Genomic DNA, 25,855 nt, shown 5'->3' on the forward strand with positions numbered 1-25,855 from the left:
AACACCTTCACCAACCACTTAACCCATTGATCTACAAGGAGTTTTGCTTGGCTACTGCGCCGGAAGAGGTGCGCATTATAGGGATGCAGATTCTGCCGTCAACACTTATTTGAAAGGTTTTCCCATCATCCCTTCTCTCTATATAGAAGAGCACTTGCCCACCCCCGGATGAGGCTCACAGTTCAAACTCAGCTTCACACCCTCCGCCGACATGCGAGTGCCCTGGGAATCGTCGCGGGAGTTACTCAGGGACTTTTTCGCTTTTCATCGGCACTCGCGCATCCAGCCAACGCTGACGTTTAGAGAGCAAGGCGGACAGTCGCTCCTCAGCTCTCGCTCAACGTCATGAGAATGTCGGCATACCAGGTGCAGTTGAGTCCCAGTGCTTCGTCCTGCAGCAAGTCGCGGCTGCCCAGATCCAGACGTGCCGAGTGCACGCCGAGCAACATCCAGGGCAGATCTCCCAGCCCCTGGCACTCATCCGGCGCCCGCATCACCACAGGTGCTCCGCTGGTGCCGCGGTGGGTGCGCGCATCGGTGAGGAAGTAGCCTTGCCCCTGGAAACGCAGGCCGAACGACGACGCGACAATGGCGTGCCGCACCACCGGCATGTGATGCAGGCTGTCGTGGAAACCGAGGGGAAATCCGACCACCAGCAGCGCAGTGCCGACTTCGATAGGCTCTCCGGGCGTCTGCAGGTGCGTCGGCGTGAATGCGTGATAGACCATCGCACTCGGCAACGCCGGACGCTCCAGCTCGATCAGCGCCACATCGACCCCCCCCGCCGTATCCCGGCCCTGGCGCCACAGACTCTTGCCATCGCGATACAGCGGCACGGAAAAGCCACAGGCGCGCGCCATATCGTCACGATCGGTATGCAGTTCGATTTCCAGGCGATCAGGGAAATGCCGGCTCGGCGTATCCACAAGCACATGCCGGCTGGTGACCAGAAACAAGCGCTCGTCCCGCATAAAGAAGAAGCCGCTGGCGTTGGTGAGCACGCGGGATCCGGCCAGGGTGCAGATGCGCACGGTACTCAACAGCAGGGGTTCGATTACCGACATGGCGTAAGGTCCTTGAGCTCGCGCCGCTGGGACCGCGCGTTGGTGGAAGACGGGTATGCATGTCACGAGCATCCGCCTAGTTGGGCGGTTTGACCAAGAGAAACATGTCAATACGCCAGAAAAGACCTATCCGGTGGGTAGGACCGGTTGAGGAACGAACCCCATGCGAGCCGTGATCGTTGGGATTCATTCCTCTCTCCATCCGAATTACGAACTGTCTACCCGGCGCCCAGCTCCACGCGGGTGTCAATCCGGAAACTCCCCACCAGCCTGCGCAGCTCTCTGGACTGGCCATCCAGGCTTTCGCACACTACCAGTGCCTGTCGCTGACTGGCCTGGACCTGCTGGTTGAGTGTGGACATCTCGCCCACTTCACGGCTGATGGATTCGACCACCGCGCGTTGCTGTTCGGTGGCAGCGGCGACGCTGTCGCTACGCTGCACCAATTCGTCGGACTGGCGCAGGGTCGTCTGACTCGCCTTCACCGGCGGCGATGTCCTGCATGGCGCCTGTCATGCGCAGCAGCGGTCGCAACAACACACGCAGCAGCAGGCCAAGGGCGAGCAGGACCACCAGCACGGACACGGTCATGGCGATCAGCGCCGAATGGCTGAAGGCGTCCAGTTGCGCGTAGGCCAGGTCGCGGTCAACGGATAGGCCGACGTACCAGTCGGCGCCGGGCAGACCGGCTACGGGAATGAAGGTGTCGATGCGCACATGCCCGTCCACCTGGTGTGCTTGCAGTTCACGGCTGACCTTCAAGGGTTGCTTCGGGTCGATTTCGTCGAGGCGGCGGTTGATGAGTTCGGTCTGCGGATGCACGAGGATCTTTCCCTCGCCGTTGACCAGGTAGGCATAGCCCTTGCCCTGCAGGTCGACGCCGCCGACGATCTGCACCAGCGTGTCGATGGGCATGCCGGCGCCCACCGCGCCCTGCAGTTCCCCCGCATGCAGCACCGGCGCGGCAACGGCCATGATCATTTCCTGGGTCGCCGCATTCACATAGGGTTCGGTGAGCACGCTGTCGTTGCGCGCCAGCACGCGCTTGCACCAGTCACGCTCGCGGGCGTCGTAGCCGGCAGGCATCTCCTGTTGCGGGCGGATGCTGAAACTGCAGTCGGCGCGGGCGAGGTAGACCATGTTGAAGGTGCTCTTCAACACGTCCTGTGCGAAGGCCACGTCTGGCCCATGGGGATGCTGATGCCCGACGAGTATTCGCCGATCACCACCGGCACCTTGTCGACGCTCACCAGCTTGCGGGCGGCATTGATGGCAAGGTGTCGATCGGAATCTCGCCGGCCCCCCCGGCGCCCAGTTCCTTGCCGCGCTGGAACACTACGGCAAGCGCTACCCCAAGGTGCAATTGCAGATCCATGAGTCGCGCCCGTCCAAGCTGATGGAAGGCCTGCGCGAGGGCCAACTGGACCTGGCGCTCTGCTCCCAGCCGGCTAGCCGCTACAGCGATGGTTTCCATTGGACCGAGCTTTACGTGCAACCCACGGCCCTCGCGGCGCGCAAGGGACACCCCCTGCGCAACGCCCACTCGCTGGCCGAGCTGCGCGAGCAGCAATGGCTGCTGCAGGACTCGCTGGACAAGTCCCGCGTCGGCCTGATGTTCGAGGAGTTTCAGGTCCCCCCGCCCGAGCGCGTGATCGAGTGTACTTCGGGCGTGATGTTCTGCGAGCTGGCCCGCAACACCGACGTCATCAGCTACTGGCCGCTGCGCGTGCTGGAGTACGTGCAGAAACTCGGCCAGGAACTGGACGTGCTCTACCTGCAGGAGCAGGTGCCGCCACTGAACATCTCGCTGGTTTACCGCGACCAGGAGCTGATCACCCGCGAGGCCAGGGCGCTGGCCGACGAACTGGTGTTCGTCTTCAAGAATCCCCACGCAGCGAAGGTCGGGGACCTACAGCGTCTGGCGAAGTGAGCCGGGCGAACCCTGCTCGCGTAGGGGGTTCGGCGCACCCGCACGGTGCTACTATCGCTCACCGCTGCCTGGCCCCTGGCCCGTTCGGCAGATCAATCCCCCTCATTCCCCCCTGAAAAACCACGGGTAACCACCATGGAAATGGATTGGAACCAGGCCCTGCAGGAAAGCCTGAGCTGGCTGGCAGTCGCCTCCCTGATCACCATTGCCGCGTTCTCCGCCGCAGGAACTCTGGCGGTACGCTTCACCCGCTGGGGCGGCCAGTTCTGGCAGATCGCCGGCCCCTACCTCAGCCCGAAACACAGCTGGCGCCCTCTGCTGGTGTTCATCGTGCTGCTGGTACTGACGCTGTTCTCAGTGCGCATGAACGTGCTGTTCTCGTTCTGGTACAACGGCTTCTACAGCGCCCTGCAGGGGCTGGACCAGAAGGCGTTCTGGTACTTCCTCGGGGTGTTCTCGATCCTCGCCACCATCCATGTGCTGCGCGCGCTGTTCAACTACTACGTGACCCAGGCTTTCAGCATCCGTTGGCGGGTATGGCTCAACGACCGGATGACCGCCGACTGGATGAAGGGTGACGCCTACTACCGTGGCCAGTTCCTCGCCGAGCCGGTGGACAACCCTGACCAGCGTATCGAACTGGACGTGAACTCCTTCGTCACCGGCTCGGTGTCCCTCGCGCTGGGCGCCGTCAGCGCGCTGGTGTCGCTGGTGGCCTTCACTGGCATTCTCTGGGGCCTTTCGGCGCCCCTGGAAGTCGGCGGCGTGGAGATTCCACGGGCGATGGTCTTCGCCGTTTACATCTACGTGATCATCGCCACCTGGATCGCCTTCCGCCTCGGCCGCCCGCTGATCCGCCTGAACTTCCTGAACGAAAAGCTCACCGCGAACTTCCGTTACGCGCTGATGCGCCTGCGCGAATACGCCGAGAACGTGGCGTTCTACCAGGGCAACGACATCGAGCGGAACACGCTGCTGGGCCGCTTCACCGCGCTGATCAGCAACGTCTGGGCGCTGGTGTACCGAAGCCTGAAGTTCGACGGTTTCAACCTCGCCATCAGCCAGGTGGCAGTCGTTTTCCCCTTCATCCTGCAAGCCCCGCGTTTCTTCAGTGGCGCCATCAAACTGGGCGACGTGATGCAGACCTCCCAGGCCTTCGGCCAGGTGCAGGACTCGCTGTCGTTCTTCCGGACCTCCTACGACGCCTTCGCCCAATACCGCGCCACCCTCGACCGTCTCACCGGTTTCCTCGATGCCAACGAACAGGCACGCACCCTGCCCCGCGTTACCACGCACGAACAGGCCAAGGTGCTGGAAATCGAAGGCATGCAGGTGCTGCGCCCTGACGGCTTTCGGCTGCTGGCCGACCTGAACCTGAGCCTCGCGCCCGGCCAGGCGCTGCTGATCAAGGGGCCATCGGGCAGCGGCAAGACCACCCTGCTGCGCGCGCTGGCCGGGCTCTGGCCTTACGCCGAGGGTGCGGTACGACGCCCCGGCGGCAACCAGGCCCTGTTCCTTTCGCAGCGCCCTTACCTGCCGCTGGGGGACCTGCGCACGGCAATCGCCTACCCGGCCACCAGCGCCCCGGAAGACGAAGAGCGCCTCAAACAGGCACTGCGCCAGGTGAACCTCGCCCACCTGGCCGACCGACTCGACCTCAGCCAGGACTGGACGCGCATACTCTCCGTCGGCGAACAGCAGCGTCTGGCCTTCGCCCGGGTGCTGTTCAACCGGCCGCAGATCGTCTTCCTCGACGAATCCACCTCGGCCATGGACGAAGGCCTGGAGCACGCCCTCTACTCGCTGCTGCGCAACGAAATGCGCGACGCCATGCTGGTCAGCATTGGCCACCGCAGCACCCTGTCGCTTTTCCATACCCACCGCCTGGAGCTGGACGGTCAAGGCGCCTGGTCACTGATGGAACAGCAACCGGCGCTCGAGGCGAACGTCTAGTCCGTCCCATTCGCGCCCAGGCCAGCATCGAGCGCAGTCACAACCTACGAAAAAGCCCTTGGGGATCAGCGATCCCCAGGGGCTTTCTGCATGGGCTCTCCGCGAATGACACGCGGAACGCCCGACCTGCCGCTCCAACTCGGTGTCCAGCCGTGCCAGCTCGATGCCGGCCTGGACGGATTCCTCGCTCGCGGCGGCGCTCTGTTCAGCGCGACAGGTGGCTGGAGAACTGCCCAATGGCGTTGACCACGCGTTGCGCGCCGTCCTGGATTTCGACGATGGCGGTGCCGGCCTGGCCGGACAGCTCAAGGCCCAGCTCGGCTTGCTGCCGACCGCGATCGATCATGGCGACGGCACGCTCGGCCAGTTGCTGGTTCTGTTCCACTACCTTGGTGATTTCCACGGTGGCCGAACTGGTGCGCGAAGCCAGTTGGCGAACCTCGTCCGCCACCACCGCGAAGCCACGCCCCTGCTCGCCGGCACGGGCGGCTTCGATGGCGGCGTTGAGGGCCAGCAGGTTGGTCTGGTCGGCGATCCCGCTGATGCTCTTGACGATGGCGCCGATGACCTGCGACTGCTGGTCCAGCGCTTCGATGCCCTGCACCGCTTCCTGCATGCGGATGGCCAGCTCACGCATGACATCCACCGTCTGCTGAACCACGGCGGCGCCGCGCTGTGCGCTGTCATCGGTGCCCCTGGACGTCTCCAGGGCGATGCCGGCGGCCTCTGCCACGGCCGCTTCGCGGTTGACCTGGTCGGTGATCACGGTGGCAAATTTGACCACTTTGTAGAGGCGGTCATGGGCGTCGATGACCGGGTTGTAGGAGGCTTCCAGCCAGACCGTGCGGCCGTGACGATCCACACGTTTGAAGCGATCGGCGACGAATTCGCCGCGACGCAGCTTGTCCCAGAAGGCCTGGTACTGCGACGAGTTGTACTCAACCGGCTCGCAGAACAGGCGGTGATGCTTGCCACGGATCTGCTCCAGGCTGTAACCCATGGCGTCGAGGAATCTGTCGTTGGCGGCCAGCACCTCACCGTCCAGGTTGAACTCGATCACCGCCGTGGAGCGCTGCAAGGCGTTGATCAGGTTCTCGTGCTCGCGGGAGGTCTCGATGGTGCGGGTCAGGTTGCTGGCGTAGATGGAAAAGCGCTGGAGCCTGCCAGCGCTGTCGCGGATCGGCTGCAGGATGCAGCGCAGCCAGGCCTCTTCACCGTCGCCTCGCAACAGACGCACGACTCCGGCCAAGTGCTCGCCGCGTTCCAGCGCAGTCTTCACTTTCAGATGGAAGTCCAGGCCACGCACGTGTTCGGGGATCAGCTCCAGCAGGTTTTTGCCGAGCAATTGGTCGGCGCGGTAGAGCATCTCTTGCTCGAAGTGTGCGTTGACCGACTCGATGCGCCCACGCGCGTCGAGGTAGAGCGCGAGCATTTCCTCATCGAGGCTGGCGCGGACCTGCTGGAGGGAGGACAGCTCTTCGCGCAGGCTGAGCAGTTCCTGTTTCAAACGGGTGTTGAACATGTCGGGGCTCGGGGAGGTATCAATATGCATCCTGCATCGGCAGTACTGGCGGCTTCTTGAGGCCCCGGACACGCCCTGGCGACCGTCAGGAGCGTTACTGCGAAATGCGTCTGGAGGAATAAGGTATGGCTGGCCTGCAGAGGATCGCTGGCGCGATGAAGGTGGGTGACATCCGTGTCTGATTGCATTCTGCCACTAGCCAGTCAGGCGGCGCCACAACTAAAAACGGTTCTCGTTACCCGTGATGGGAATGGCGGTAGCTTTCCGCGTCGTCGAGGGTGGGATCGAACCGCGGATCGTCTGGATCGCGCTCCAGCTCCAGGTCGATGTAATCGGGGTCGATCAGCCAGCGCGGAAAGTCACGCTGCCCCTTTTTGTCATTGCCGGAAATGCCGCTTCTTCGCTCACTTTTCATGCTGCACCTCTCGAAACCGACAGGGTCGTTACCCATTTGAGTCGGCAGCACGGCACGGCGTTCAAGGCCATCGGTCGCGACGTCGAACACCGAGCCATGCCCGTGGCACATACCCGTAGGGGCGAATTCATTCGCCAAGGGCCGCACAGCGGTCCCGTAGGTTGGCGCCGAGCGTAGCGAAGCCCAACGTCTGGCCCCCAAAGCAAAGGCACCAGCCCCTTGCGAAGCTGGCGCCTGGAACAAGAAAGCGGGGCCGGTGTGAGGGCACCGAACCCCGGTGGACGATGCGGCGATGCGAGCAGGATCGCAGCCCGGCCACAAGGATCTCCTCCTCCCGTACTGGCGAGAGGGAGTGCTAGGGAACAGTGGCACCAGAAGGCGCCGGAGCGTGGTGGCGGATCAGTGACGGCGATCCGGCCGGACCAGGCCCAGTTTTTCGATTCGGTAGCGCAGCATGTCCCGCGTCAGGCCCAGCAGGCGGGCGGACTTGGTGACGTTCCAGTCGGTCTTGTCGAGCATGCGGATGACCAGGCCCCGCTCATCCTCGGGCTCGGCGCCACTGCCGTTGCCGTTGCCGTTGCCATGGGTGCGGTAGTGACTGGACGACTCGTCCACCAGGCTCGGGCAAATGTGCAGCTGTGCGGCGTTCACCTGTTGACCCTGGGCCAATAGCACGGTCTGTTCGAGCATGTTGCGCAGCTCACGCACGTTGCCTGGCCAACTGTAGCTCTGCAGAAGGTGTTCGGCCTCGGTGGTGAACTGCAGCCCCGGCTTGCCATAGCGCTTGCCGTGCTGCTTCAGGAAATGCCGGGCGAGCAGCAGGATGTCCTCGCCACGTGCGTACAGGCGCGGCACGCGGATGGAGATGATGCGCAGTCGGAAGAACAGGTCCCGGCGGAATTTACCCTGCTGCACCATCTGCTCCAGGTTGCAGTTGGTGGCGCTGATGATGCGCAAGTTGACCTTGCGCTCCTTCACCGAGCCGATGCGGCGGATGGTGCGGTCCTCCAGCAACTTGAGCAGCTTGGCCTGGAGCACCAGGTCCATTTCGCCCACTTCGTCGAGGAACAGGGTGCCGCCGTCAGCCGCCTCCACCAACCCCAGGCGACGCTCCTTGGCATCGGTAAAAGCGCCCTTCTCATGGCCGAACAGTTCGGCTTCCAGCAGGTGCGCGGGAATCGAGGCGCAGTTGAATTCGACGAAGGGTCCCTTGCTGCGGCAGCCGTCGAAGTGCAGCGCACGGGCGATCAGCTCCTTGCCGGTGCCTGTCTCGCCCTCGACCAGCACCGCCGGCAACTCGGCATCGACCATACGGCTTTCGGCATCGAGCAGCTGGCGCACCATGGATTTGACTTCGAGCATCGCCGGCGACTCGCCGATCAACGCGTCGAGGCCGGCGTCCTGGGCCGCGCGGCTCTGGTAGAAATCCAGCTTGTGCTCCATGCGTTGGGTTTCCAGGGCCTTGTCCAGCAGCAGCTTCAGCTCGGCCAGCGCCACCGGTTTGGTCAGGTAGTGGAAGGCGCCCGCCTTCATCGCCTGCACCGCATCCTCGATGTTGCCGAAGCCGGTCATCATGATCGGCTTGATCTGCGGCGCGCTGATGCTCACCTGGCGGATCAGCTCATGGCCGCTCATGCCCGGCAGGGAGTTGTCGGTGAGCAGCACGTCGGGCACCTGGTCCTGCAGCAGCTCCAGCGCCTCTTCGGCCGAGTGGCAGACCAGCGCCTCGAAGTTCTTGCGTTCGAGGTAGACCTGGATGTTGCCGGCCAGCAGCTCGTCGTCTTCGACAATCAGTACGCTGTGTTCCATCACCCCCGCCCCCCAGCGACCTTGAAGCTCAGGCAGATGCGGGTGCCTTCCCGCTCGCGGCTGGTCAGACTGACCTTGCCGCCGAAGCGTTCCATGATGCGTTTGACCATCACCAACCCCACCCCCAGCCCACCCTGCTTGGTGGTGTAGTAGGGCTTGAAGGCCAGGGTTTCCTGCTTGCGCGTCATGCCCTGGCCGGTGTCGGTAATGGCCAGCATCAGGTGCTTGCCGGCGCTGTCAGGCTTGACCTCGATACGCAGCAGGCCGCCGTTGGGCATCGCCTCGATGGCGTTGGCGAACAGGCTGTTGAGCACCTGCGCCAGCAGCACCCGGTGGCTGACCACCGCCGGCGCCGCCTCGGCATGGAACTCCACCCGCACGCCGCTATGGCGGATCTGCTGATCGAAGCCATGCAAGGCTTCGTTGATCACCGCAATCGGCTCCACCACCTCGAAATCACCGGAGAGCGGCCGCGCCGAAATCAGCAGCTCGCGCACCCACTTCGACATGCGATCCACCTGGCTGATGATGTCAGCGATGTTCTTCTGCACCGGCGGGGCCACCAGCTCCTGGGCCAGTTCAGCGCTGGAACGGATCGATGCCAACGGGTTGCGCAAGCTGTGGGCCACCGCGGAGGACATCTCGCCCAGGGCGACGAAGGTCTCGTTGGCGATCAGTTGGCTCTGCTGCTGGGCCAGCAGGCCCGAGGCACGGCGCACGATCCAGAACAGACCGAAGTAAATCAGGCCGCCGCCAATGGCGGTGGCCAGCCAGATCAGCACGAAGCCTCGCTGGATGCGCTGCACCAGGTCGCGGGGCTCCTTGTAGATTTCCACTACCGAAGCGACATTGCCCTGGTCGTCCAGCAGCGGGATGTAGTTCTCGATGAACAGGGTGCGCGGCGCGCGGAGAAACTTCTGCTCGCTGCGCCCACCGGTGACCTCGTCATAACTGGAAGCCACCTGCATCGGCGACGAGAAGGCTTGTTCCAGGTCCTCGTTACCACTCATGTCCTTGCCCACCAGCGCCGGGTTGGTCGACCACACGATCACCCGGTCGGCACCGTAGATATTCGCCAGCAGGGCATCAGGCAGCATGGAAATGTGGTCGAGGAATTCGTTGCGCGCCCGCTGCCGTGCTTCCAGCATGCTTTGCGGATGGTGGCCATCCTGGCGGGCATCCAGCAGCTCGCCCATGGTCATGCTCGCCGGCAGCGCCACATGGCGGATCTCGGCCTGGGCGATGGACTGAATGAACTGCGAGCTGAGCATGGCATCGCGTTCGATGCTCTCGGTCACCACGAAACGCGTGGAGATGATCCCGAGGCCGATGGCCACGCTCGCGATCACCACCAGACTGACCAGCGAGAACCAGCGCAGCAGGTTGAACTGCGGAGGTGGCGAGTCGCCGGCCTTGCCGGTTGCGTACTTATCCCAGATCACCGACAGAGCGCTCATGGAAACCTTCCTATGCGTTGCGTGATGGGTTCGACCCGTCGTGCCAACCGGGCGGCCTTGGACGCAGGTACCAGTGCATAAACCAGGCCCGTTTTACCGGATTGGCGTAAAAGCCCCGTGCCATGCGGCCTCCCCCGATTCACCCGATTCACCCGATTTTCCCCCACTCCCCCAACCACCCCCAGATTCACCCAGTAGTGGGGAGACTCACCCACCTGCCCAGCGCCGTTGGCGAGTGCCTCCAGCATGGCCAGAAGCCTTGCAGGATGCGGCTTGGCGAGGTGATTCGGAAACACTGGCACGCTCGTTGCGGAGGGCCGGTCAGCCAGCCTGTGGCGCAGCAAATCCGCAGGGAGGGCCCCCACATTGCAAGAGGGAAAGCTCATGCAACGCAAACTCGCCAAGGCCACCACCTCGATCTTCCTCGTGGTCGCCGCAGAACACGTAACCGCCGCCCTGTACGCCGTTGACGAGGGCCCCTACAACCCCGACATTGGCTCCTTCGCCGCCTGGTACCAGGACACCCACGGCCGGACGCTGGACCTGTGCCTGTCCAAGACCATCAGTTCCCGGGCAGGCGGCGCGCCTGGCGCCCCGGCCTACATGTGCTCGTTGCTGCCGGAGCCGGGCGTCTACGACGACACCCAGCCGCTGGCATTCCCCACCAACTTCCCGCCGGAAGCCTTCTGGTTCACCGCCGACGCCTCCATCGCCGACGCCGCCAGCGGCATCGACCTCAACTTCGGCGCGGCGCTGGAAGCCGCCTTCGCGGTGGAAAATCCGGCCGAGGGCGACCAGATCAGCTTTGCGCGGATCCGCATCCGGGTGGATGTCCCCACCATCGGCACCTACACCGTCACCCATCCCTATGGCGTGGAGGTTTTCGAAGTCACCGCGGATGACTTCGGCGATGACGGCGGCCGGGCGATCAACATGACCCGCGACATTGGCATCGGCGCCCCGAAGACCTACAACGGCGCGCTGGGTGGCGACATCGGCCCCTTCCTGCGCAGCGTCAACGGCCCCTACACCGAGGTGAACCCGGAAACCGGCCTGTCGGAGCGCTTCATCGGTGATCCCAACCTGAACGAACCGGTCACCGGCAGCCCCTTCGACACCAACTACGTACGCATCCAGGGCCCGGGCGGCATCGACCTGCGCACCAACCTTTTCTCCGTCTCCGGCAAGTTGTCCGATGTGGTCCGGCCAACCCCGGTGATTGTGCAGCGCTCCACCTACTCGCGCAGCGCCGGCGAAACCGGAGCCAGCGCCCAGCAGGACGTCTTCATCATGGCGCCACCGCCCCCCGGCACCGCCAGCTACGAAGACAGTGCCGCCACGACGGTGCCCATGACCGAAGCCAACGCCACTGGCAACTGGTACGGCCAGTCGAGCAGCAACCCGGCGCTGCCGGCCAGCGTCTCGATCACCGCCGACAACAGCGTCGCCATCCCGGAAAGCACGCCCACCACCCAGGCCGCCCCGCTGGTCGATCTGGTTCACATCCAGCGTGCCGAATACAACCTGAACTCCGGCGAGCTGACCGTCGTAGCCAGCAGCAGCGACGAAACCTCGCCGCCGGCGCTCACCGCCACTGCCAGCAGCGGTGCCGCCATCGGCACGCTCAGTGGGGACGGCGCCACCAAGACGCTCACCACCGGCATCACGCCCACGCCCCCCGCGACGGTGACCGTCACCTCGGGCAGCGGCGGCAGTGATACCGAAGAAGTGGTCATTCTTCCCTAAGCGAACCCAGAGCCGAGCGCTCAAGCGCCAGGAGGCAACATGAACAAGTGGCCCTGCCTGCTTCTCACCACCCTGGGTCTCGCCGTCGAGGGCATCGACATGGCCGAGGCCGCCCTCAAGGCGGTCGACCCGGGCCCTTACACCGCGTCCACCGGTTACTTCCCGCAGTGGTACCAGGACAACGACAACCTCAGCCTGGAACTCTGCCAATCCAAGGCCCAGAGCCCACTCGTACCCGGGTCTTACATGTGCACCCTGATACCGGAGCCGGGCGTGTTCGACGACACCCAGCCGATGGTCTTCCCCAATAACTGGCCCAGTGAACTCTTCTGGTTCATCGCCGAAACCGCCATTCCCGCCGTGGGCGGCAGCAACTACGAGCTGGAGGTGTACACCGCCGCCATCGAGGCTGCCTTCGCCCTGGAACTGCCCCGCGTCGGCGACCAGCAGAGCTTCGCGCGTATCCGCATCCGCGCCAGCATCCCCACACCCGGCACTTACACGGTCACCCACCCCTACGGCGTGGAAACCTTCAACGTGACCGCGGCGGACATTGCCGACGGAGGCGGCCGCCGTGCGATCAACATGACCCGCGACATCGGCATCGGCGCGCCAGGGATCTTCAACGGTGCCCTCAACGGCGACGTCGGTCCGTTCCTGAAGGGGCCTGGTGCGCCCTACCCGGCCACCAACCCGGAGACCGGTGAAGAGGAGCTATTCATCGGCGACCCCAACGTCCCGTCAACAGTGACCGGCAGCCCCTTCGGCACCAACTACGTCGAGATCAACGGGCCGGCGGGCACCATCCGCACCGAGCTGTTCTCGGTCTCCGGCAAGATCTTCGACTCGCGCTCCGCCACCCCGGTGGAAATCGAACGCGCCAGCTACCGGCGCACCAGCCAGGGCACCCGCCTGGAGGTGTTCGCCAACGGCCCGGCCAATTCCGAGTTCTGCTACCGGGAAACCCTGGAACTGGTAGAGGGTGGCACTCAGCCTGCCTGCCTGGCAGAGATGGTGAACGACGGCAGCGGCTTCTTCTTCGCCCACAACCCGGCACCGGGGGTTCTCCCGCCATTCGTGGTGGTCACCGGTACCGATCCGTCCGGCCTCACCAAACCCACGTCGGTCTCCCGTGAGGTCACGGACGTGGTGAAAGTCAGCACCGCCCGCTACAACTGGGCCGATCGCTCGCTGACCATCGAAGCCAGCTCCAGCGATGAGGTGCAGATCCCCGACCTCGCCGCCCAGGGCTTCGGTCGCCTGACCAAGGCCGGTACCCTGCAGAGCCTGCGGGTCACCGACCTGGCCCAGCCGCCAGCGGTCGTCACGGTGAAATCCGCTGCAGGCGGTGCCGACACCGAACCTGTCGTGGTGGTCGGCAACGCACCGGAAGAAGTGCCCAACCAGGCACCGGTGGCCAACGCGGACAGCGCCAGCACCAGCTTCGGCGTACCGGTGACCATCGCCGTACTGACCAACGACAGTGACGCCGACGGCGACCTGCCACTGTCCATCACCGGGCTGACCCAGCCGGCCGACGGCCAGGGCAGCGTGGCCCTGAACGGCAGCACCGGCGTGGTCTATACACCGCCACCGGTGGTCAACAGCCCGCTCACCGCGACCTTCACCTACCGCGCGATGGACGTGCGCGGCGAGGCGTCGGCGCCGGCTACGGTCACCGTGAGTGTCAGTCCCAACCAGCCACCGGTGGCCCTGCCCGATACCGGCAACACACTGGGCGTGCCGCTGACCCTGAACGTGCTGACCAACGACAGCGACCCGGAAGGCAACACACCGCTCTCCGTGGTCAACCTGACCCAGCCGGGCAACGGACAGGGCACCGCCAGCACCGACGGCACCAGCATCACCTACACGCCGCCGGCCACGGTCACCAGCGCCTTCACCGCCAGCTTCACCTACCAGGTGCAGGACGCTTTCGGCGCCCTCTCCGCCCCGGTCACGGTGACGGTCCAGGTGTCGCCACCGCCGGCCACGGCCGAGAACCTGACGGTAGCCACCGCCGAGTTCACCCTCCGCTCCAACAACCGCGTCACCTGGAGCCTGACCGGCCAGAGCTCGATCACCACCGGCAACAGCATCCGCGTGCAGGTGACCACCACCACCGGCCCGCTGGACCTGGGCACCGTGGCGGTACCGCTGGGCGGACGCTGGCGGCTTTCGGTAACCACCACCAACGTGGTTCCGAGCGCGAACCCGACGGCCACCATCACCTCGTCCCACGGCACGGTGCGCACCGTGACCCTGGCGCCCCGTTAGGAGCCGGCCATGAACACCGCCACCGCGCTGCGCATCGCCGCCCTGCTCGCCTTCGGGCTGGGCAGCGGCGCGCTGCCGGCGGCGGACCTGATGGAGAACTTCGACCTGGCCGGTAGCAACGCCGACCTCGCCAGCCCGCATGGCGCTCCGTTGGACCAACAGGCCCTGGTGCGCCAACTGGGCGAAGCGAACGTCGCGTTGCTGACGCAGGACGGCCAATCGCTGCTGGGGCAGATCATCCAGAACGGCAGCGACCAGGAGGCCTACATCCTCCAGGAAGGTGTGCAGAACCTGGCGTCCATCTCCCAGCAGGGCACGGGCAACCAGGCCTACATCTCTCAAAGCGGCGCTTACAACCGGGCCGAGATAGACCAGGCAGGCGCCAACAACAGTGCATCCATCGTGCAGTCCGGGGACGGACTGAACAGCAGCGTTACCCAGTATGGAAACGGCCTCAGCGTGCAGGTGATCCAGCACTGAAGGCGCACTCACGATCCGAACGACTCGCAGGGAACCATCCCCAGGAGGCAATACCATGTTCCAGTACAAACCACTCGCCGCCGCGATCCTGGCCCTGGCCAGCATCCAGGCCTTCGCCGACGACAGCCTCTCGACCCAGACCCAGAACGGCCTGGAAAACGTAGCCGAAGTGCAGCAGGCCGCTGCATCCTTCAGCAGCGCCACCCAGAACCAGCTCGGTGAAGACAACAACGCCTACGCCGACCAATCGGGCGGCACCGGCACGGTGACCCAGACCCAGGACGGCACCTACAACGCCTCCACCGGTGTGCAAGGCTCGGAAACCGAAAGCCAGATCACCCACACCCAGAGCGGCAACTGGAACAGTGCCCACAGCGAACAGTGGTCCAACCAGAACAGCCAGGCCACGGTGACCCAGGACGGCGGCTTCAACGCTGCGTTCAGCTTCCAGGACAGCCAGGTCGCCAGCACCATCGACATCAACCAGCTCGACCAGGAAAACATCGCCGATGCCGAACAGACATTCGGCGCGGACAACACCACCACCATCAACCAGAGCGGCACGCACAACCAGGCTGGCACCTGGCAGGTGGACCAGACCAGCAGCCGCGTCGACGTCCAGCAGTCCGGTAGCGATAACGAGGCCTACATTGACCAGACCGGCCCCGGCCTCGCCAACCAGGCCGTGATCTTCCAAAGCGGCGAGACCGGCTACGCGGAAATCTGGCAGACCGAGCAGGAAGGCAGCCAGGCCTCCATCGACCAGGGCGGCGGCGCCCTCAACGAAGTGGTCGTCGACCAGAGTTTCGGCACGGGCAACCTGGCCACCATGACCCAGACCGGCAACGCCAACGCCGCCTGGGCCGACCAGTACGCCACCACCGATTCCGTCAGCGCCGTCACCCAGACCGGCAACGGCAACCTCAGCCTGACCTACCAGGAAGGCGTCAACCTCAGCCTGACCGTGGACCAGAACGGCAACGACAACAACATCTATGCCAGCAACTGGCAGGGCGCCCAGGAAGGCGGCCAGTTCGGCAACGACCAGACCGCGGACCTGAGCCAGAACGGCAACGGCAACACCGCCAACTTCACCCAGGAAGGCAACTTCAACGAGCTGTATTTCGACCAGACCGGCGACGACAACACCCTGGTGGTCGCCCAGCGTGACGGCGGCAACATCGCCGAGGGCTCCAGCGAAGGTATCGGCAACAGCGTGGAAGTCGACCAGTCCGGCAGCGACAACCTGAGCCAAACCTTCCAGAGCGCAGGTGGCGGCAACAGCGCCAGCATCACTCAGGCCGACATGAACAACGTTTCCGTCGTCACCCAGGTGGGCTGGGACAACCAGGCCTTGGTCACCCAGAGCAACTTCAACCAGAACTCCGTCATCGACCAGACCGGCACCGGCAACAGCGCCATCGTCGTCCAGCAATAATCCCCCGAAGCCGCCGCCCCATTGTGGGCGGCGGTCTTTTTTCCCATGCTCCTCGCCGCCCTGCTGGTCAGCGCCAGCCTCCAACTCCAGCCCCAGGCCCCTGGCCAGGCCGACCTGCGCCTGTGCTTCGAACCTCCCAGCCCCCATGTGCGCTACGAACTCCTGGTCATCGCCCAAGGCCCAGCCGGCCGCAGCCAGTCACGCCAGAGCGGTGTGGCCGAGCGCGCCTGCCCCGTGCAAAACCGCCTTAACCTGTCCGTCAAGACGCGGGTAGAAGCTCGGCTCACGTGGTGGGTCGACGGGGTGGAACAGAAAGAGCGGGTGGAATGGGTTCAGTTGTAGGCCCCCGCGCACATGAGGGCTCTCCTTGTGCGGGCGAATTCATTCACGATGTCTGTGTTAGCCAGTGCGAAAGATTTACCAACGGGCCAAGAGCCTTGTAGGAGCTGGCTTGCCAGCGAAACGGGGCCATTCGCTGGCAAGCCAGCTCCTACGGGCACTGCAGCTACCTACAACGCGAAGCGAAGCCCAACACCATGCCTCGCCCCTGCACGTTGAGCTGCGCAGCACTCAGTTCATAGCGTGGGCTGAATGATGGGGATCGCTTCGCTCCACGCCATCCTACGGGCTCGGAAAGCGTATTTGAGCGGCCCGGTATGGCGGCGCTGTCGCGTTACGGGATCGAAACCTGCGCCCCCATGTATTTCTTCAGCGAGGTCTGCTCCACCGGCTGGTCGCCGGAAGCGTGCCAGAGTTGGCGTTCCACCCCCTGGGCGATGAGGTGGGCCACAGCGGACTCGATGGCCGAGAGTACGCAGAGCTGCGCCGGTTCGTTGGTCGTATAGCCGGCTTCGGCTTCCAGCAGTTCCTTGAATTCGATGAACTTGAACACGCTGGCGCTCTGCCCCACCGAGTAGATGGTCTTGGTGGTCATCACGTTGGCCAGCACCGTACCGCTGCGCACGTCCACCGCGCGCAGGTTCACCGAGACCTGGTCGACCCGGTACTCGTGGGAGGCGCCGATGCCGAGGTAGCGGGCCCCCTCGCCGCCGCTGCGCACGTTGGTGTCGTAGGCGATGATGCCGCCTTCCAGCAACAGGTTGGCGGCCTGCAACGGCGGTAGCTGGGGCTGGATGTTTGCCGGGGTGTTGGGCTTGTTCTGCGAGGCGCGGATGATCTTGCGCTCGGTCAGCACGTTCTGCAGCCCCTCGCGTTCCAGCACCATGAACCAGCCGCTGGCCTGCAGCGCATCCACCAGCATGCTGGCAGCGCCCTGGGTGACGCTGGTGGAGAAGGAGCTGGCCGGGGTCGGTTTGTACTGGCCGGTCTGATCGCGGAAGCCGTACACCGCTGCCACCAGGCGCCCCTTCGGCCGGGGCAGGTTGAGCAGGTCGTAATAGGTCGAGGCGCGCGGGGTCAGGGTCGGGGTCTGTCCTTCAGTATCAGCCGACATCGGCTGGCGCAGACCGCAGCCTTGCAGGGTGGCGAGCAGCAGGACCAGCATCAGCACTCTGTTCATGGTCGTGGCTTCCTGTCGATGCCTGGATTAGGGGAGCAGGCCGTTGACGACGACTTCCGAGACCTCGCCGGTGGCGCGATCGGTGATTTCGATGGTCAGCTGACCACCGTCGTCGATCATGTTGATGATGAAGGACTCGGTGGTGAGGCTGCCGGTATTGCCCTCCTCGATGTTGGTCAGCAGTTGCGACAGCAGGCGCGATTCCAGGGTGCTGGTGAATCGCTCCAGGGCACTCTGCCGGCTCGCCGTGGAACGGGCATCCGGGTCGTCGTGATCGTTCTGCGCCTGGGCGTTGTTCAGCAGCCAGGTGCCGTTCAGCGGGTTACCACCGAACGCCGGGTTGACCGGGGTGTACACCAACTCGGTGGCCTGGACCGTACCGACCAGGCCGAACCCGAGCAGCCACAGGGAAAGTCTGTTCTTGTTCATAGCTCGTCCCTCTCCATGTCGTGCGTGTCTTGCAAGAGGCGCTGCAGCTTCTGCTGGGCGATGGCCTCCAGCACCATGTCCGCCGCTGCGTAGGCAGCAGGTTTCAGTTCAGCGGTGTTCGGCGGGAGAAACTGGCGGTAGAGCACACGCTGTTCGTACTCCACCCAGATCAGGCTGCCCCAGCGGGCATCGGGGCGTTCACGCACCACCAGGTTGAAGTCCAGCTTGCTGGTGTCACGCAGGCGCTCGCTGAAGGAACGGTAGAAGTCGTGGCCGATGTGGGAAATCGTGTAGTCGACGATGAAACCCATGAACTCATCTTCTTCCGCGTGTGCCGCGCCCAGCGCACAGCAGAGGATGAGAACGGCGAGCATCGGCGTGCGCTTCATGGCGTCGCCCTCGCCGGGGTGCCTTCCATGAAGGCTTTCTCGGCGACGAAGCGCCAGTCGGCATAGCTGCCCGTGCCCTCGAACTCCACCCATTGCGCGGGGAAGTGCGCCTGTTTCATCGGCCGCTGGCGGGCCTGGCTGTAGATACCGGCGATGCGTCCGTCGAAGGAGCGGACCAGGCCCCAATCCGTGCTGCCGGTCATGGGATCGGGATAGAGCTGCCTCAGGTGCCGCACGGTCTGCGGGAAGCGGTTGTCTTCCAGCAGGTCTTCCAGGGCGGCGGGGTATTGCGCCACGCCGGGCGAAACCCGGTAATAGCTGCGCAGGGCCTGGGCGTACTGGCTGCCGACCCAGAGCAGGTCGCGCTCGCGGGCACGCTGGCTGGCGGTGGACCAGAGCTGTCCCGCGCCGGCCAGGCCCATCCCCATCAGCATGATGAGGAAGAGCACGCCGAGGTAGGTGAAGCCCTGCTCACCAGTCCGCATAGAGGCTCCCGTCCCGCGCCCGGCCAAGGGCGCCGCTCTTGATGTCATAGACGCTGCCCGGCGCACCTTCCGGGGGCGGCAGTACCACCCACAGATCATTGCGCTCGGTCATCGGGTCCAGCGGCAGGGCGCGCAGGTAGCGCTGGGCAACCAGCTCCTCTATCGATTCAGGATAGCGCCCGGTGTCGCCGTAGAACTGGTCCAGGGACTCGCGCATCACCGCCAGGCTCTGGCGCAGGGTGGTCTCCTTGGAGTTCTCCAGGCTGGAGAAGTAGCGCGGCACGGCGATGGTCATCAGGGTGGCGATGATGGCCATGACCACCAGCAGTTCGATGAGGGTGAAGCCCTTCTGCCGTGTCATCGTCACCACTCCCGGTACGGCGTGCCGTTGAGGCCGCGGCCATCGGCCTGCGAGTAGACGTCGAACACGTCCGCGCCGGGGCGCGGGTCGTCCGCCGGGCTTGAATAGGCGCGCAGGCCCCAGGTTTCCGTTGCGTCGAGACGGGCATCGGCGAAGGGATCGCGGGGAATCCGCCGCAGGAAGTAGATGCGCTCGCCCTTGATGCTGCGCAGGTCGCGCACGCCGTCCACCAGCACCTGCAGCGACGGTGGATAGCCGGAGCTGGAGGCGGACTTCTCGATATGCCCGGCATCGGCCGCCAGCTTGTAGGCGTCTATGGCGTCGCGGATCTCGTAGAGGGCGATCTTGAGATCCTGTTCCTTGCTCCGACGGATCACGGTCTCGGCCAGCGGGGCGGCCATGCTGGCGAGCAGGCCGAGAATGGCCATGGCGATCACCAGTTCGATCAGTGAAAAGGCGGCTTGGCGTTGCATGGCTCAGGGCCTCCCGTTAACAGGGGCGGGGCTGACCACCACCGCCGGTGCATCGGGCAGATCCACGCCCAGCGCCTCCACCGGCCCCCGCACAGTCGGCACGCGCATGCTGCTTTCGGTACCGGACGGGAACTCCATGTCGTAGGGGCTCTGGTACGGCAGGTTGCGCACGATGCGCGGGGTGATCGACAGCACAAGTTCCGACTTGGCGACCTTGTCGTTGTTGCTGCCGAACAGGCGGCCAAGGCCGGGGATGTCGCCGAGGCCGGGAATCTTGTTGCCGCTGTTGGCCTGGTCGTTGCGCACCAGGCCAGCCAGCACCTGGGTTTCGCCATCGCGCAGGCGCAGGGTGGTCTGCGCGTTGCGGGTATCCACCTGGACCGGAATGGTGCCCGCCTGGGTCGGCGCCAGCGGCGTGGCGTTGCTCACCTCCAGGGCAATCTTGATCGCCACCTCGTTGTTCAGGTGCACCGTCGGCTGCACCTCAAGCTTCAGGCCGACGTCGAGGTAAGTGATGCTTTCGGTGATCACGGGGCCCTGGGTGGACGGCACCGAGGTGGCGCTGACGATGGGAACCCGCTGGCCGATATGGACGCGCGCCTGCTCGCGGTTGCTGACGCGGATCACCGGGCTGGCCAGGGTGTTCACGTCGTTGTCCTGGGCGTTGATCTTCAGCTGCGGCGAAGGGTTGATGCTGATGCGACCCGAGTCGATGCCCTTGAGCTGGTCGAGGATGGTCACCGGCGAGCCGTCGTCGTTGATCACTCCGAAGGTGTTGGGCCATTGCAGGCCGAGGTCGAGGATGCGCTGGCGGGACACTTCCATCACCTCCACCTCCAGCACCACCTCGGGGTTGGACTGGTCCTGGGCCAGGAACAGCTTCTCGGCCATGCGCACAGCGTCGGGGGTATCGCGCATGGTCAGGGTGTTGAGACGTTCGTCGATGAACACATCGCGGGTTTTCAGCAGGGTCTTGACCAGGTTCATCGCCGTCGCCGCGTCGGTGTTGGTCAGGTAGAAGGTGCGCATCACCAGGTCCTGGTAATCCTTCAGTTTCTGCGGCGAGTCGGGGTAGATGACGATGGTGTTGTCGTTCACCACCCGTTGGTGCAGCTGGTTCTGTTGCAGCAGCAGTTCCACCGCATCCTCGATCGGCACCTCACGGACGAAGATGGTGGCCTTCAGCTGCGGGGGCACATCCTTGTCGAAGATGAAGTTCAGCCCCGAGGTCTGCGCCAGCACTTCGAAGATCACCTTCAGATTGGCATCGCGAAACTCCAGGGTCACCGGCCGATCCAGGCGCGAACGCAGTTGTGGATAAGGCGCGGAGGAGCGGGCCTGGACGACTTCGAGGCTGCGTTGCAGTTCGCGCGCGCCTTCATGTTCCGGGTCCAGGGCGAAGATGCCGCGCACCTGGCGCGAGGCCCCGACCACGTCCCCCCGGCGCAGGGCGGTCTGGCCCTGGCGCAGCATGTCCTGGATGTTGCGTTGCTGCTCGATCAGGTGCAGGCCGTCCAGCGCCCGCTGGTTGTGTTGCTCGATACGCAGGACCCGCTCGTAGTTCAGGCTCGCGGTGGCGTAATCACGTTGGCTGCGAGCCAGGTCGCCATTGCCGAGCAGCGCCTTCACGGCGCGCTCGCGCTGGGTGGTCAGCGCCATTTGAGCGCCGACATCGCGAGGCGACTCGCGGGCAACCTTCTCCAGCCTGGCCAGGCCTTCCTCGAACTGACCGGAGTCGATCAGGTCAAGGCCTTCGCGCTGGGCCAGGTTGGTGGCGCAGCCGGCCAGCAGCACCAGGGCGAAACAGCACGTCAGGCGGTTCATAGTGCGCCCCCTACCGCCAGGATCTGGGCGACGTCGAGGGGCAGATAGACCAAGGTCATGCGCTCGGCGTCGATGCGCTGGACCTTGTAGGTCTTGTCGATCAGATCGCCCTCGCTCACCACCAGTACCTGCTCGCCGTGCAGCAGGAAGACCTGAACATGCTGGCGGTCATCCATCTTGCCGATGAACTTGAAGGGCAGCGGTGGCGCCGTCGGTTTCGCCAGCGGCGCTGGGGGCGCGGCGGCCATGATGGGGGCTGGCGGTGGTGCCACATACCAGCTCTGCGAAGCGAACAGGTCGGCGGCCGGTACCGCCAGCGGTGCCGCTGCCTCTGGCAGCGCCATCGCGGCGGGCGCGGCCCCCCGCGGGGCCAGTGCCGGACTTGCGCTGCGCGGCATGGCCTGTGGCTCGGCCTGCTCACTAAAGAATTCGGGGACCACCGCCAGCGCGGCGGCCGAGCCGAGGAATGCCAACCAGAACAGACGGCGTGCCATGGTCACCTCGCCAGATACAGGGTCATGCGGATGCGCCCCTCGAGTTCCGAGTCGGCAATCTGCTTGCGTTGCAGATCCACCTCTTCCAGCGCCAGGGCCGGCAGTTGTGCCTGCAGACCATGGAGGAAACGGCGCAGCTGCGGATAACTGCCACGTACCGGCAGCAGCACCTGATAGCGCGCCAGGCGGGTCTTGGGGTCGAGTCCGAGGGCGTACTCGCCACGGGCCAGAGCGATGCCCTCGTCTCGGGCCAGTGCGTAGATGCGATCAATGGCGCCGGTGGCGTCCAGCTGTGCCGGCAGGTTGCGGCGCAGCTCTTCCAGTTGTGCCGCCGACGCACCGCTGACCAGCGTGCCGGGCAGTACGGCGGTGGAGGCAGCGGCCAACTGGGCGCGGTCTGCAGCGAGCTGGCGGTCCATGTTCGCCAGGGCCTCGCGCGCCGGCAGTAGGCCCAGCGCGGCGTAACCCAGGGCCAGTGCCAGCAGCGCGGCGCCGGCCAAGCCCGGCCAGCCAAGACGGCGAGTCTGCTCGATGAGGATCAGCCTAGGGACGTGCATCCTTCACCCCCCAGCTGGCCAGCAGGTTGAAACGAATCGGCCGCTCGGCCTGCTCGGTGACCATCTCGTGGTTGAGCAGCGAGACATCGCTCAGGGCGTCGCTGGCTTCCAGCTCACGGTGGAAGGCCAGCATCGCGGCCAGATCGCGCGCCTCGGCGGCGATGCGCAGCTGCCCCTTGCGGGCGTCCGGGGTCAGCGACAGCAAGGCGATACCCTGGCGCGGCTGGGCTTCGAGCATGGCGAACAGGCCGTCCCAGGGCAGGTTCATCTGCGAGGTGATGCGGCGCATCTCCGCCACACTGGCGGCACGGGCCTTCTCCTCGGCAGCGGTCAACGGCGCCTGGCGCAGCCCGCGTTTTTGCAGTTGCTGCTCGACGCGCTGCAACTCGGTGCTGCGCACGTCGGCTTCGTCGCAGGTGCGCAGGTGGGCACCGAGCATGAGCACCGCCATCAGCATCCCGCCGCCCAGGAGTATCCACCCGGGTACGTTGGAAATGGCTTTGTGCTGGAAGTCGAGATCGATCGGGCGCATGTCAGTTCACCGTCATCGCCATGACGTACAGGGGATCGCCAACCCGGCCTTGCGGCAGTTCGGCATCCAGGCAGGCGACGCCGTCGGCGATCTGGCCGGCGCGGCCCGGAGCGTGCAGGAAGACGGTGGCCGGAGCGTCCTGCTCAAGGCCCTGGAGTTCGCCCTCGCGGGCAATCAGGTCGTTCAGTGCGGTATCGCTGTCGTCCAGCGCCACCGAGCGCACGGAATTCCAGCAGCCGCCACGGGCCAGCAGCAGACTGGCGCGGCTGGGCTCGGCGACCAGGAAGAGGAAGTCATCCCGCGTCAGGGCGGCGCGGAAACGGTTGAACGCGGCCATCAGGTAGGGCTGCACCGAGGCGAGCTGCAAGCCGCTGGCCTTGGCCAAGGTGCGCAGTTGGGCCAGCAGTTCGTCCGGCATAGCCGCCGCCAGGCGCGGCCGGCCGGCAGCTTCCGGCGACAGGCGCAGGCTCCAGCCTTCACCCAGGGCGCCGTAAATGTCTTCGAAGCAAAGGCGCGCATAACCGGCCAGCTCCTCGGGGGTATTGATGGCCTCGCTCCAGGGCACCAGGCAGAAGCGTGTGTAGTGGCTGGACAGCACCACCCGCAGTGCCGCCCGAACCGGCTTGCGCTTGGCCAGCAGGCTCTCCAGCGCCGCCAGGGCGGCCGGCCAGGCCAGGCCGCCGACGCAGTCGAAGTCGGCGCTGCCGAGCCACTGGCGGTCACGGCTGCGGTACAGGCCCACACCACGGGGGTCAAGCACGGCGACATAGGTCTCACGCGACAAAGGTGACACGGTTGATCTCCTCCAGCGTGGTGCGGCCTTCGCGGACCAGATCCAGGGCCGAGGTACGCAGCAGGCGCAGGCCGCGCTTGACCGCCAGGTCCTTGATGCGGCTGATGGGCTGGCGCTCGATGATCAGTTGGCGCAGGTCATCGTCCAGGCGCAGCAGTTCGGCGATGGCGGTCCGCCCGCGATAGCCGGTGCCCCGGCAGCGGCCACAACCCGCGCAGGTCACGAAGTGGTACTGGTGGGCGCTGGCCGGGTCGATGCCCGACGCCAGCAGCTCTTCCTCGGACGGCTGCGCGGCCTCGGCGCAACTCGGGCAGGCCAGGCGGATCAGGCGCTGGGCCAGCACGGCGTTGAGCGCCGAGACGAAGCTGTAGGGGTCCACTTCCATCTGGGCGAAGCGGCCGATCACATCGAACACGTTGTTGGCGTGGATGGTGGTGAACACCAGGTGACCGGTGAGGGCCGACTGCACGGCGATCTGTGCGGTGTCGGGGTCACGGATCTCGCCGACCATGATCTTGTCCGGGTCGTGGCGCAGGATGGAGCGCAGGCCCCGGGCGAAGGTCAGACCCTTCTTCTCGTTCACCGGAATCTGCAGCACACCGGGGAGCTGGTATTCCACCGGGTCTTCGATGGTGATGATCTTGTCCACGCCGTGGTTGATCTCGGTGATCATCGCGTACAGCGTGGTGGTCTTGCCGCTGCCGGTGGGGCCGGTGACCAGCACCATGCCGTAGGGTTCGGCCGCCAGCCGGCGCAAGCTGCGCAGGGTGCCTTCCTCGAAGCCCAGGGCTTCCAGGCGCACGCCGTTGACCTGGTCGGCCAGGTCTTGCTTGTCCAGCACCCGCAGCACGGCGTCCTCACCGAAGATGCTCGGCATGATGGACACGCGAAAGTCGATCTGGCGGCCGTTGATACCGATCTTGAAGCGACCGTCCTGGGGCACGCGCTTCTCACCGATATCCAGCTCGGCCATCACCTTCACCCGCGAGATCACCTGTTCGGCCAGCTCCACGCCCGGCACCCGGCTGGACCCGCCGAGCACGCCGTCGATGCGGTACTTGATGGTCAGGCCATTGCCGGTCATGCCCAGGTGGATATCGCTGGCGTGCAGCTTGAGGGCGTCGTAGAGGGTGGAGTTGACCAGCTTGACCACCACGCTGGCGTCTTCGCTGATGCGTGCCAGGGACAGGGTTTCCAGGGCCTCGCATTCCTGCACGGAGCCGGCCTCGGCCTGCAGGGATTCGACGGCGTGGAAGCTCTCCTCGTGGCGTTCGAGGAAGGCCGCCAGTTCGCGGGGATGCACCAGGTACAGCGGCGCGCCCTGGCGCTGCTCTTCGATCCAGGCCAGGCGAGACTCGTCGAAGGGGTCGGCGAACACGCCAAGGGTTTCGCCTTCCAGCTCCAGCAGCACGAACTCGCGCTTGAGGGCGAGCGCCAGGGGAATCCGCTCGAAGCTGGGCGTTCCCCGGCTGAGGTCCTCGAAGGCCAGCACCGGGTAATGCAGCGTGTTGCCCAGGTGCCGGGCGAAGGCATCGGGAGGCAGGTCGGCCAGTTCGTCCAGCGCATCCACCAGGCGATGCCCCAGCTCGACCGAACGCTTGCGCGCGGCGCGCATCAGTTCGGTGTCGAAGCGCTCCAGTACCGGCTGTGCAAGGAGTTGGCTGTCCATGGTCGTGCCTCCAGGGGCCCTGGCGATCCGGCATGGCCGGAATCCGCCTTCACCTGGGCATACGCACGCATCGTGCCAGCCATTTTCTGTGCTGGAGGTGTCTCTAAGTCGCTGATTTGCAATGGGAGGGGGGTTACCCGTTACCGGGGGTTCCCCCAAAACCGGGGGATTGGCCGATGTTGGCCAGTGGCTATCCCCAGAAGTGGGGAAGGCCTTTTCGGGGCAGACCTCCGGGCTCC

At 65.3% G+C, this 25,855-nt stretch carries 26 protein-coding genes and 1 pseudogene; 7 read left to right on the forward strand and 20 right to left on the reverse strand.

All coding sequences use genetic code 11. The features are described from left to right. Positions 1–326 precede the first annotated feature (326 nt). The 3 genes from AAHM40_RS24050 to AAHM40_RS24060 form a co-directional block, all read right to left on the reverse strand. Positions 327–1,064: a S1 family peptidase gene (locus AAHM40_RS24050; protein WP_342246921.1), complete on the reverse strand. Its 738-nt coding sequence runs from the start codon at positions 1,062–1,064 to the stop codon at positions 327–329. 218 nt (positions 1,065–1,282) lie between these two features. Then, positions 1,283–1,549, reverse strand: coding sequence for a hypothetical protein (locus AAHM40_RS24055; RefSeq protein WP_342246922.1), 267 nt, complete (start codon positions 1,547–1,549; stop codon positions 1,283–1,285). Then, positions 1,497–2,243, reverse strand: coding sequence for a cache domain-containing protein (locus AAHM40_RS24060; protein WP_342246923.1), 747 nt, complete (start codon positions 2,241–2,243; stop codon positions 1,497–1,499). Before AAHM40_RS24060 ends, AAHM40_RS24055 begins: the two co-directional genes overlap by 53 nt. A 178-nt stretch (positions 2,244–2,421) precedes the next feature. Here AAHM40_RS24060 and AAHM40_RS24065 point away from each other — a divergent pair, with 178 nt between their 5' ends. Together AAHM40_RS24065 and AAHM40_RS24070 are read left to right on the forward strand one after the other, a co-directional pair. Then, the gene (locus tag AAHM40_RS24065; RefSeq protein WP_342246924.1) at positions 2,422–2,994 is read left to right on the forward strand and encodes a LysR substrate-binding domain-containing protein; all 573 of its coding nucleotides are present in this window, start codon (positions 2,422–2,424) and stop codon (positions 2,992–2,994) included. 135 nt (positions 2,995–3,129) lie between these two features. Further along, on the forward strand, positions 3,130–4,947 hold the full coding sequence (locus AAHM40_RS24070; RefSeq protein ID WP_342246925.1) for an ABC transporter ATP-binding protein/permease: 1,818 nt from the start codon (positions 3,130–3,132) through the stop codon (positions 4,945–4,947). 205 nt (positions 4,948–5,152) lie between these two features. On the opposite strand, the gene AAHM40_RS27370 is transcribed toward AAHM40_RS24070, so the two are convergent. The 5 genes and pseudogenes from AAHM40_RS27370 to AAHM40_RS24090 all read right to left on the reverse strand — a co-directional run bounded on the left by AAHM40_RS27370 (position 5,153) and on the right by AAHM40_RS24090 (position 10,150). Continuing rightward, positions 5,153–5,731 carry a methyl-accepting chemotaxis protein gene (locus tag AAHM40_RS27370; RefSeq protein WP_371926522.1) on the reverse strand — a complete coding sequence of 193 codons (579 nt, stop codon included), beginning with the start codon at positions 5,729–5,731 and terminating at the stop codon, positions 5,153–5,155. A gap of 12 nt (positions 5,732–5,743) precedes the next feature. Continuing rightward, a pseudogene (locus AAHM40_RS27375) lies at positions 5,744–6,499 on the reverse strand (PAS domain-containing protein); the annotation flags it as partial. A gap of 205 nt (positions 6,500–6,704) precedes the next feature. Further along, complete coding sequence (locus AAHM40_RS24080) at positions 6,705–6,974, reverse strand: hypothetical protein (protein ID WP_342246927.1); 270 nt, start codon at positions 6,972–6,974, stop codon at positions 6,705–6,707. Between the two features lie 309 nt (positions 6,975–7,283). After that, on the reverse strand, positions 7,284–8,693 hold the full coding sequence (locus tag AAHM40_RS24085) for a sigma-54-dependent transcriptional regulator (RefSeq protein ID WP_342246928.1): 1,410 nt from the start codon (positions 8,691–8,693) through the stop codon (positions 7,284–7,286). Next, on the reverse strand, positions 8,693–10,150 hold the full coding sequence (locus AAHM40_RS24090) for a sensor histidine kinase (protein ID WP_342246929.1): 1,458 nt from the start codon (positions 10,148–10,150) through the stop codon (positions 8,693–8,695). The genes AAHM40_RS24085 and AAHM40_RS24090 overlap by 1 nt, the downstream gene beginning before the upstream one ends. 384 nt (positions 10,151–10,534) lie before the next feature. Here AAHM40_RS24090 and AAHM40_RS24095 point away from each other — a divergent pair, with 384 nt between their 5' ends. From AAHM40_RS24095 to AAHM40_RS24115, 5 genes are read left to right on the forward strand one after another with little or no spacing between them, the layout of a single operon-like run. Then, the gene (locus AAHM40_RS24095) at positions 10,535–11,896 is read left to right on the forward strand and encodes a hypothetical protein (protein ID WP_342246930.1); all 1,362 of its coding nucleotides are present in this window, start codon (positions 10,535–10,537) and stop codon (positions 11,894–11,896) included. A 39-nt stretch (positions 11,897–11,935) separates the two neighbouring features. Next, positions 11,936–14,173 carry an Ig-like domain-containing protein gene (locus tag AAHM40_RS24100; RefSeq protein WP_342246931.1) on the forward strand — a complete coding sequence of 746 codons (2,238 nt, stop codon included), beginning with the start codon at positions 11,936–11,938 and terminating at the stop codon, positions 14,171–14,173. A 9-nt stretch (positions 14,174–14,182) separates the two neighbouring features. Beyond that, a complete protein-coding gene (locus tag AAHM40_RS24105; RefSeq protein WP_342246932.1) occupies positions 14,183–14,653 on the forward strand; it encodes a curlin in 471 nt (156 codons plus the stop codon). Positions 14,654–14,708: 55 nt separating this feature from the next. After that, a complete protein-coding gene (locus tag AAHM40_RS24110; protein ID WP_342246933.1) occupies positions 14,709–16,091 on the forward strand; it encodes a curlin in 1,383 nt (460 codons plus the stop codon). Between the two features lie 45 nt (positions 16,092–16,136). Next, complete coding sequence (locus AAHM40_RS24115; protein ID WP_342246934.1) at positions 16,137–16,433, forward strand: hypothetical protein; 297 nt, start codon at positions 16,137–16,139, stop codon at positions 16,431–16,433. A gap of 331 nt (positions 16,434–16,764) precedes the next feature. On the opposite strand, the gene AAHM40_RS24120 is transcribed toward AAHM40_RS24115, so the two are convergent. Genes AAHM40_RS24120 through AAHM40_RS24175 form a run of 12 tightly spaced genes read right to left on the reverse strand, consistent with a single transcriptional unit; the run spans position 16,765 to position 25,616 of the window. Further along, on the reverse strand, positions 16,765–17,610 hold the full coding sequence (locus AAHM40_RS24120) for a CsgG/HfaB family protein (RefSeq protein ID WP_342246935.1): 846 nt from the start codon (positions 17,608–17,610) through the stop codon (positions 16,765–16,767). A gap of 27 nt (positions 17,611–17,637) precedes the next feature. Further along, the gene (locus AAHM40_RS24125) at positions 17,638–18,039 is read right to left on the reverse strand and encodes a curli assembly protein CsgF (RefSeq protein ID WP_342246936.1); all 402 of its coding nucleotides are present in this window, start codon (positions 18,037–18,039) and stop codon (positions 17,638–17,640) included. Further along, complete coding sequence (gene csgE / locus AAHM40_RS24130; RefSeq protein ID WP_446731615.1) at positions 18,036–18,428, reverse strand: curli production assembly/transport protein CsgE; 393 nt, start codon at positions 18,426–18,428, stop codon at positions 18,036–18,038. The genes AAHM40_RS24125 and csgE overlap by 4 nt, the downstream gene beginning before the upstream one ends. Beyond that, entirely contained in the window at positions 18,425–18,913 is a 489-nt protein-coding gene (locus AAHM40_RS24135) for a type II secretion system protein (RefSeq protein WP_342246937.1), read from the reverse strand. The genes csgE and AAHM40_RS24135 overlap by 4 nt, the downstream gene beginning before the upstream one ends. Continuing rightward, a complete protein-coding gene (locus AAHM40_RS24140) occupies positions 18,900–19,274 on the reverse strand; it encodes a type II secretion system protein (RefSeq protein ID WP_342246938.1) in 375 nt (124 codons plus the stop codon). Before AAHM40_RS24140 ends, AAHM40_RS24135 begins: the two co-directional genes overlap by 14 nt. A 2-nt stretch (positions 19,275–19,276) precedes the next feature. Further along, positions 19,277–19,747, reverse strand: a complete 471-nt coding sequence (locus AAHM40_RS24145; RefSeq protein WP_342246939.1) for a type II secretion system protein — start codon at positions 19,745–19,747, stop codon at positions 19,277–19,279. Positions 19,748–19,750: 3 nt separating this feature from the next. Continuing rightward, positions 19,751–21,571 carry a secretin N-terminal domain-containing protein gene (locus AAHM40_RS24150; protein WP_342246940.1) on the reverse strand — a complete coding sequence of 607 codons (1,821 nt, stop codon included), beginning with the start codon at positions 21,569–21,571 and terminating at the stop codon, positions 19,751–19,753. After that, positions 21,568–22,065 carry a secretion system X translation initiation factor gene (locus tag AAHM40_RS24155; protein WP_342246941.1) on the reverse strand — a complete coding sequence of 166 codons (498 nt, stop codon included), beginning with the start codon at positions 22,063–22,065 and terminating at the stop codon, positions 21,568–21,570. The genes AAHM40_RS24150 and AAHM40_RS24155 overlap by 4 nt, the downstream gene beginning before the upstream one ends. 2 nt (positions 22,066–22,067) lie before the next feature. Next, the gene (locus tag AAHM40_RS24160) at positions 22,068–22,622 is read right to left on the reverse strand and encodes a GspMb/PilO family protein (RefSeq protein WP_342246942.1); all 555 of its coding nucleotides are present in this window, start codon (positions 22,620–22,622) and stop codon (positions 22,068–22,070) included. Continuing rightward, positions 22,609–23,154: a PilN domain-containing protein gene (locus AAHM40_RS24165; RefSeq protein WP_342246943.1), complete on the reverse strand. Its 546-nt coding sequence runs from the start codon at positions 23,152–23,154 to the stop codon at positions 22,609–22,611. Before AAHM40_RS24165 ends, AAHM40_RS24160 begins: the two co-directional genes overlap by 14 nt. A 1-nt stretch (position 23,155) precedes the next feature. Beyond that, positions 23,156–23,947 carry a hypothetical protein gene (locus AAHM40_RS24170; RefSeq protein ID WP_342246944.1) on the reverse strand — a complete coding sequence of 264 codons (792 nt, stop codon included), beginning with the start codon at positions 23,945–23,947 and terminating at the stop codon, positions 23,156–23,158. Further along, positions 23,928–25,616, reverse strand: a complete 1,689-nt coding sequence (locus tag AAHM40_RS24175; RefSeq protein WP_446731616.1) for a GspE/PulE family protein — start codon at positions 25,614–25,616, stop codon at positions 23,928–23,930. Before AAHM40_RS24175 ends, AAHM40_RS24170 begins: the two co-directional genes overlap by 20 nt. Positions 25,617–25,855 lie beyond the last annotated feature (239 nt).

It is taken from the genome of Pseudomonas sp. OTU5201 (assembly GCF_038440135.1).
Classification (GTDB): Bacteria; Pseudomonadota; Gammaproteobacteria; order Pseudomonadales; family Pseudomonadaceae; genus Metapseudomonas; species Metapseudomonas resinovorans.

Excerpts from the sequence above, each read along its gene's own strand:
- AAHM40_RS24120 (WP_342246935.1), bottom strand. The coding sequence starts at position 17,610 with ATGAACAGAGTGCTGATGCTGGTCCTGCTGCTCGCCACCCTGCAAGGC.
- AAHM40_RS24090 (WP_342246929.1), bottom strand. The coding sequence starts at position 10,150 with ATGAGCGCTCTGTCGGTGATCTGGGATAAGTACGCAACCGGCAAGGCC.
- AAHM40_RS24150 (WP_342246940.1), bottom strand. The coding sequence starts at position 21,571 with ATGAACCGCCTGACGTGCTGTTTCGCCCTGGTGCTGCTGGCCGGCTGC.
- AAHM40_RS24050 (WP_342246921.1), bottom strand. The coding sequence starts at position 1,064 with ATGTCGGTAATCGAACCCCTGCTGTTGAGTACCGTGCGCATCTGCACC.
- AAHM40_RS24100 (WP_342246931.1), top strand. The coding sequence starts at position 11,936 with ATGAACAAGTGGCCCTGCCTGCTTCTCACCACCCTGGGTCTCGCCGTC.
- AAHM40_RS24175 (WP_446731616.1), bottom strand. The coding sequence starts at position 25,616 with ATGGACAGCCAACTCCTTGCACAGCCGGTACTGGAGCGCTTCGACACC.
- AAHM40_RS24095 (WP_342246930.1), top strand. The coding sequence starts at position 10,535 with ATGCAACGCAAACTCGCCAAGGCCACCACCTCGATCTTCCTCGTGGTC.
- AAHM40_RS24160 (WP_342246942.1), bottom strand. The coding sequence starts at position 22,622 with ATGCACGTCCCTAGGCTGATCCTCATCGAGCAGACTCGCCGTCTTGGC.
- csgE (WP_446731615.1), bottom strand. The coding sequence starts at position 18,428 with ATGAAGCGCACGCCGATGCTCGCCGTTCTCATCCTCTGCTGTGCGCTG.
- AAHM40_RS24135 (WP_342246937.1), bottom strand. The coding sequence starts at position 18,913 with ATGCGGACTGGTGAGCAGGGCTTCACCTACCTCGGCGTGCTCTTCCTC.
- AAHM40_RS24165 (WP_342246943.1), bottom strand. The coding sequence starts at position 23,154 with ATGCGCCCGATCGATCTCGACTTCCAGCACAAAGCCATTTCCAACGTA.
- AAHM40_RS24155 (WP_342246941.1), bottom strand. The coding sequence starts at position 22,065 with ATGGCACGCCGTCTGTTCTGGTTGGCATTCCTCGGCTCGGCCGCCGCG.
- AAHM40_RS24145 (WP_342246939.1), bottom strand. The coding sequence starts at position 19,747 with ATGCAACGCCAAGCCGCCTTTTCACTGATCGAACTGGTGATCGCCATG.
- AAHM40_RS24140 (WP_342246938.1), bottom strand. The coding sequence starts at position 19,274 with ATGACACGGCAGAAGGGCTTCACCCTCATCGAACTGCTGGTGGTCATG.
- AAHM40_RS24125 (WP_342246936.1), bottom strand. The coding sequence starts at position 18,039 with ATGAACAAGAACAGACTTTCCCTGTGGCTGCTCGGGTTCGGCCTGGTC.
- AAHM40_RS24070 (WP_342246925.1), top strand. The coding sequence starts at position 3,130 with ATGGAAATGGATTGGAACCAGGCCCTGCAGGAAAGCCTGAGCTGGCTG.
- AAHM40_RS24085 (WP_342246928.1), bottom strand. The coding sequence starts at position 8,693 with ATGGAACACAGCGTACTGATTGTCGAAGACGACGAGCTGCTGGCCGGC.
- AAHM40_RS24110 (WP_342246933.1), top strand. The coding sequence starts at position 14,709 with ATGTTCCAGTACAAACCACTCGCCGCCGCGATCCTGGCCCTGGCCAGC.
- AAHM40_RS24115 (WP_342246934.1), top strand. The coding sequence starts at position 16,137 with ATGCTCCTCGCCGCCCTGCTGGTCAGCGCCAGCCTCCAACTCCAGCCC.
- AAHM40_RS24105 (WP_342246932.1), top strand. The coding sequence starts at position 14,183 with ATGAACACCGCCACCGCGCTGCGCATCGCCGCCCTGCTCGCCTTCGGG.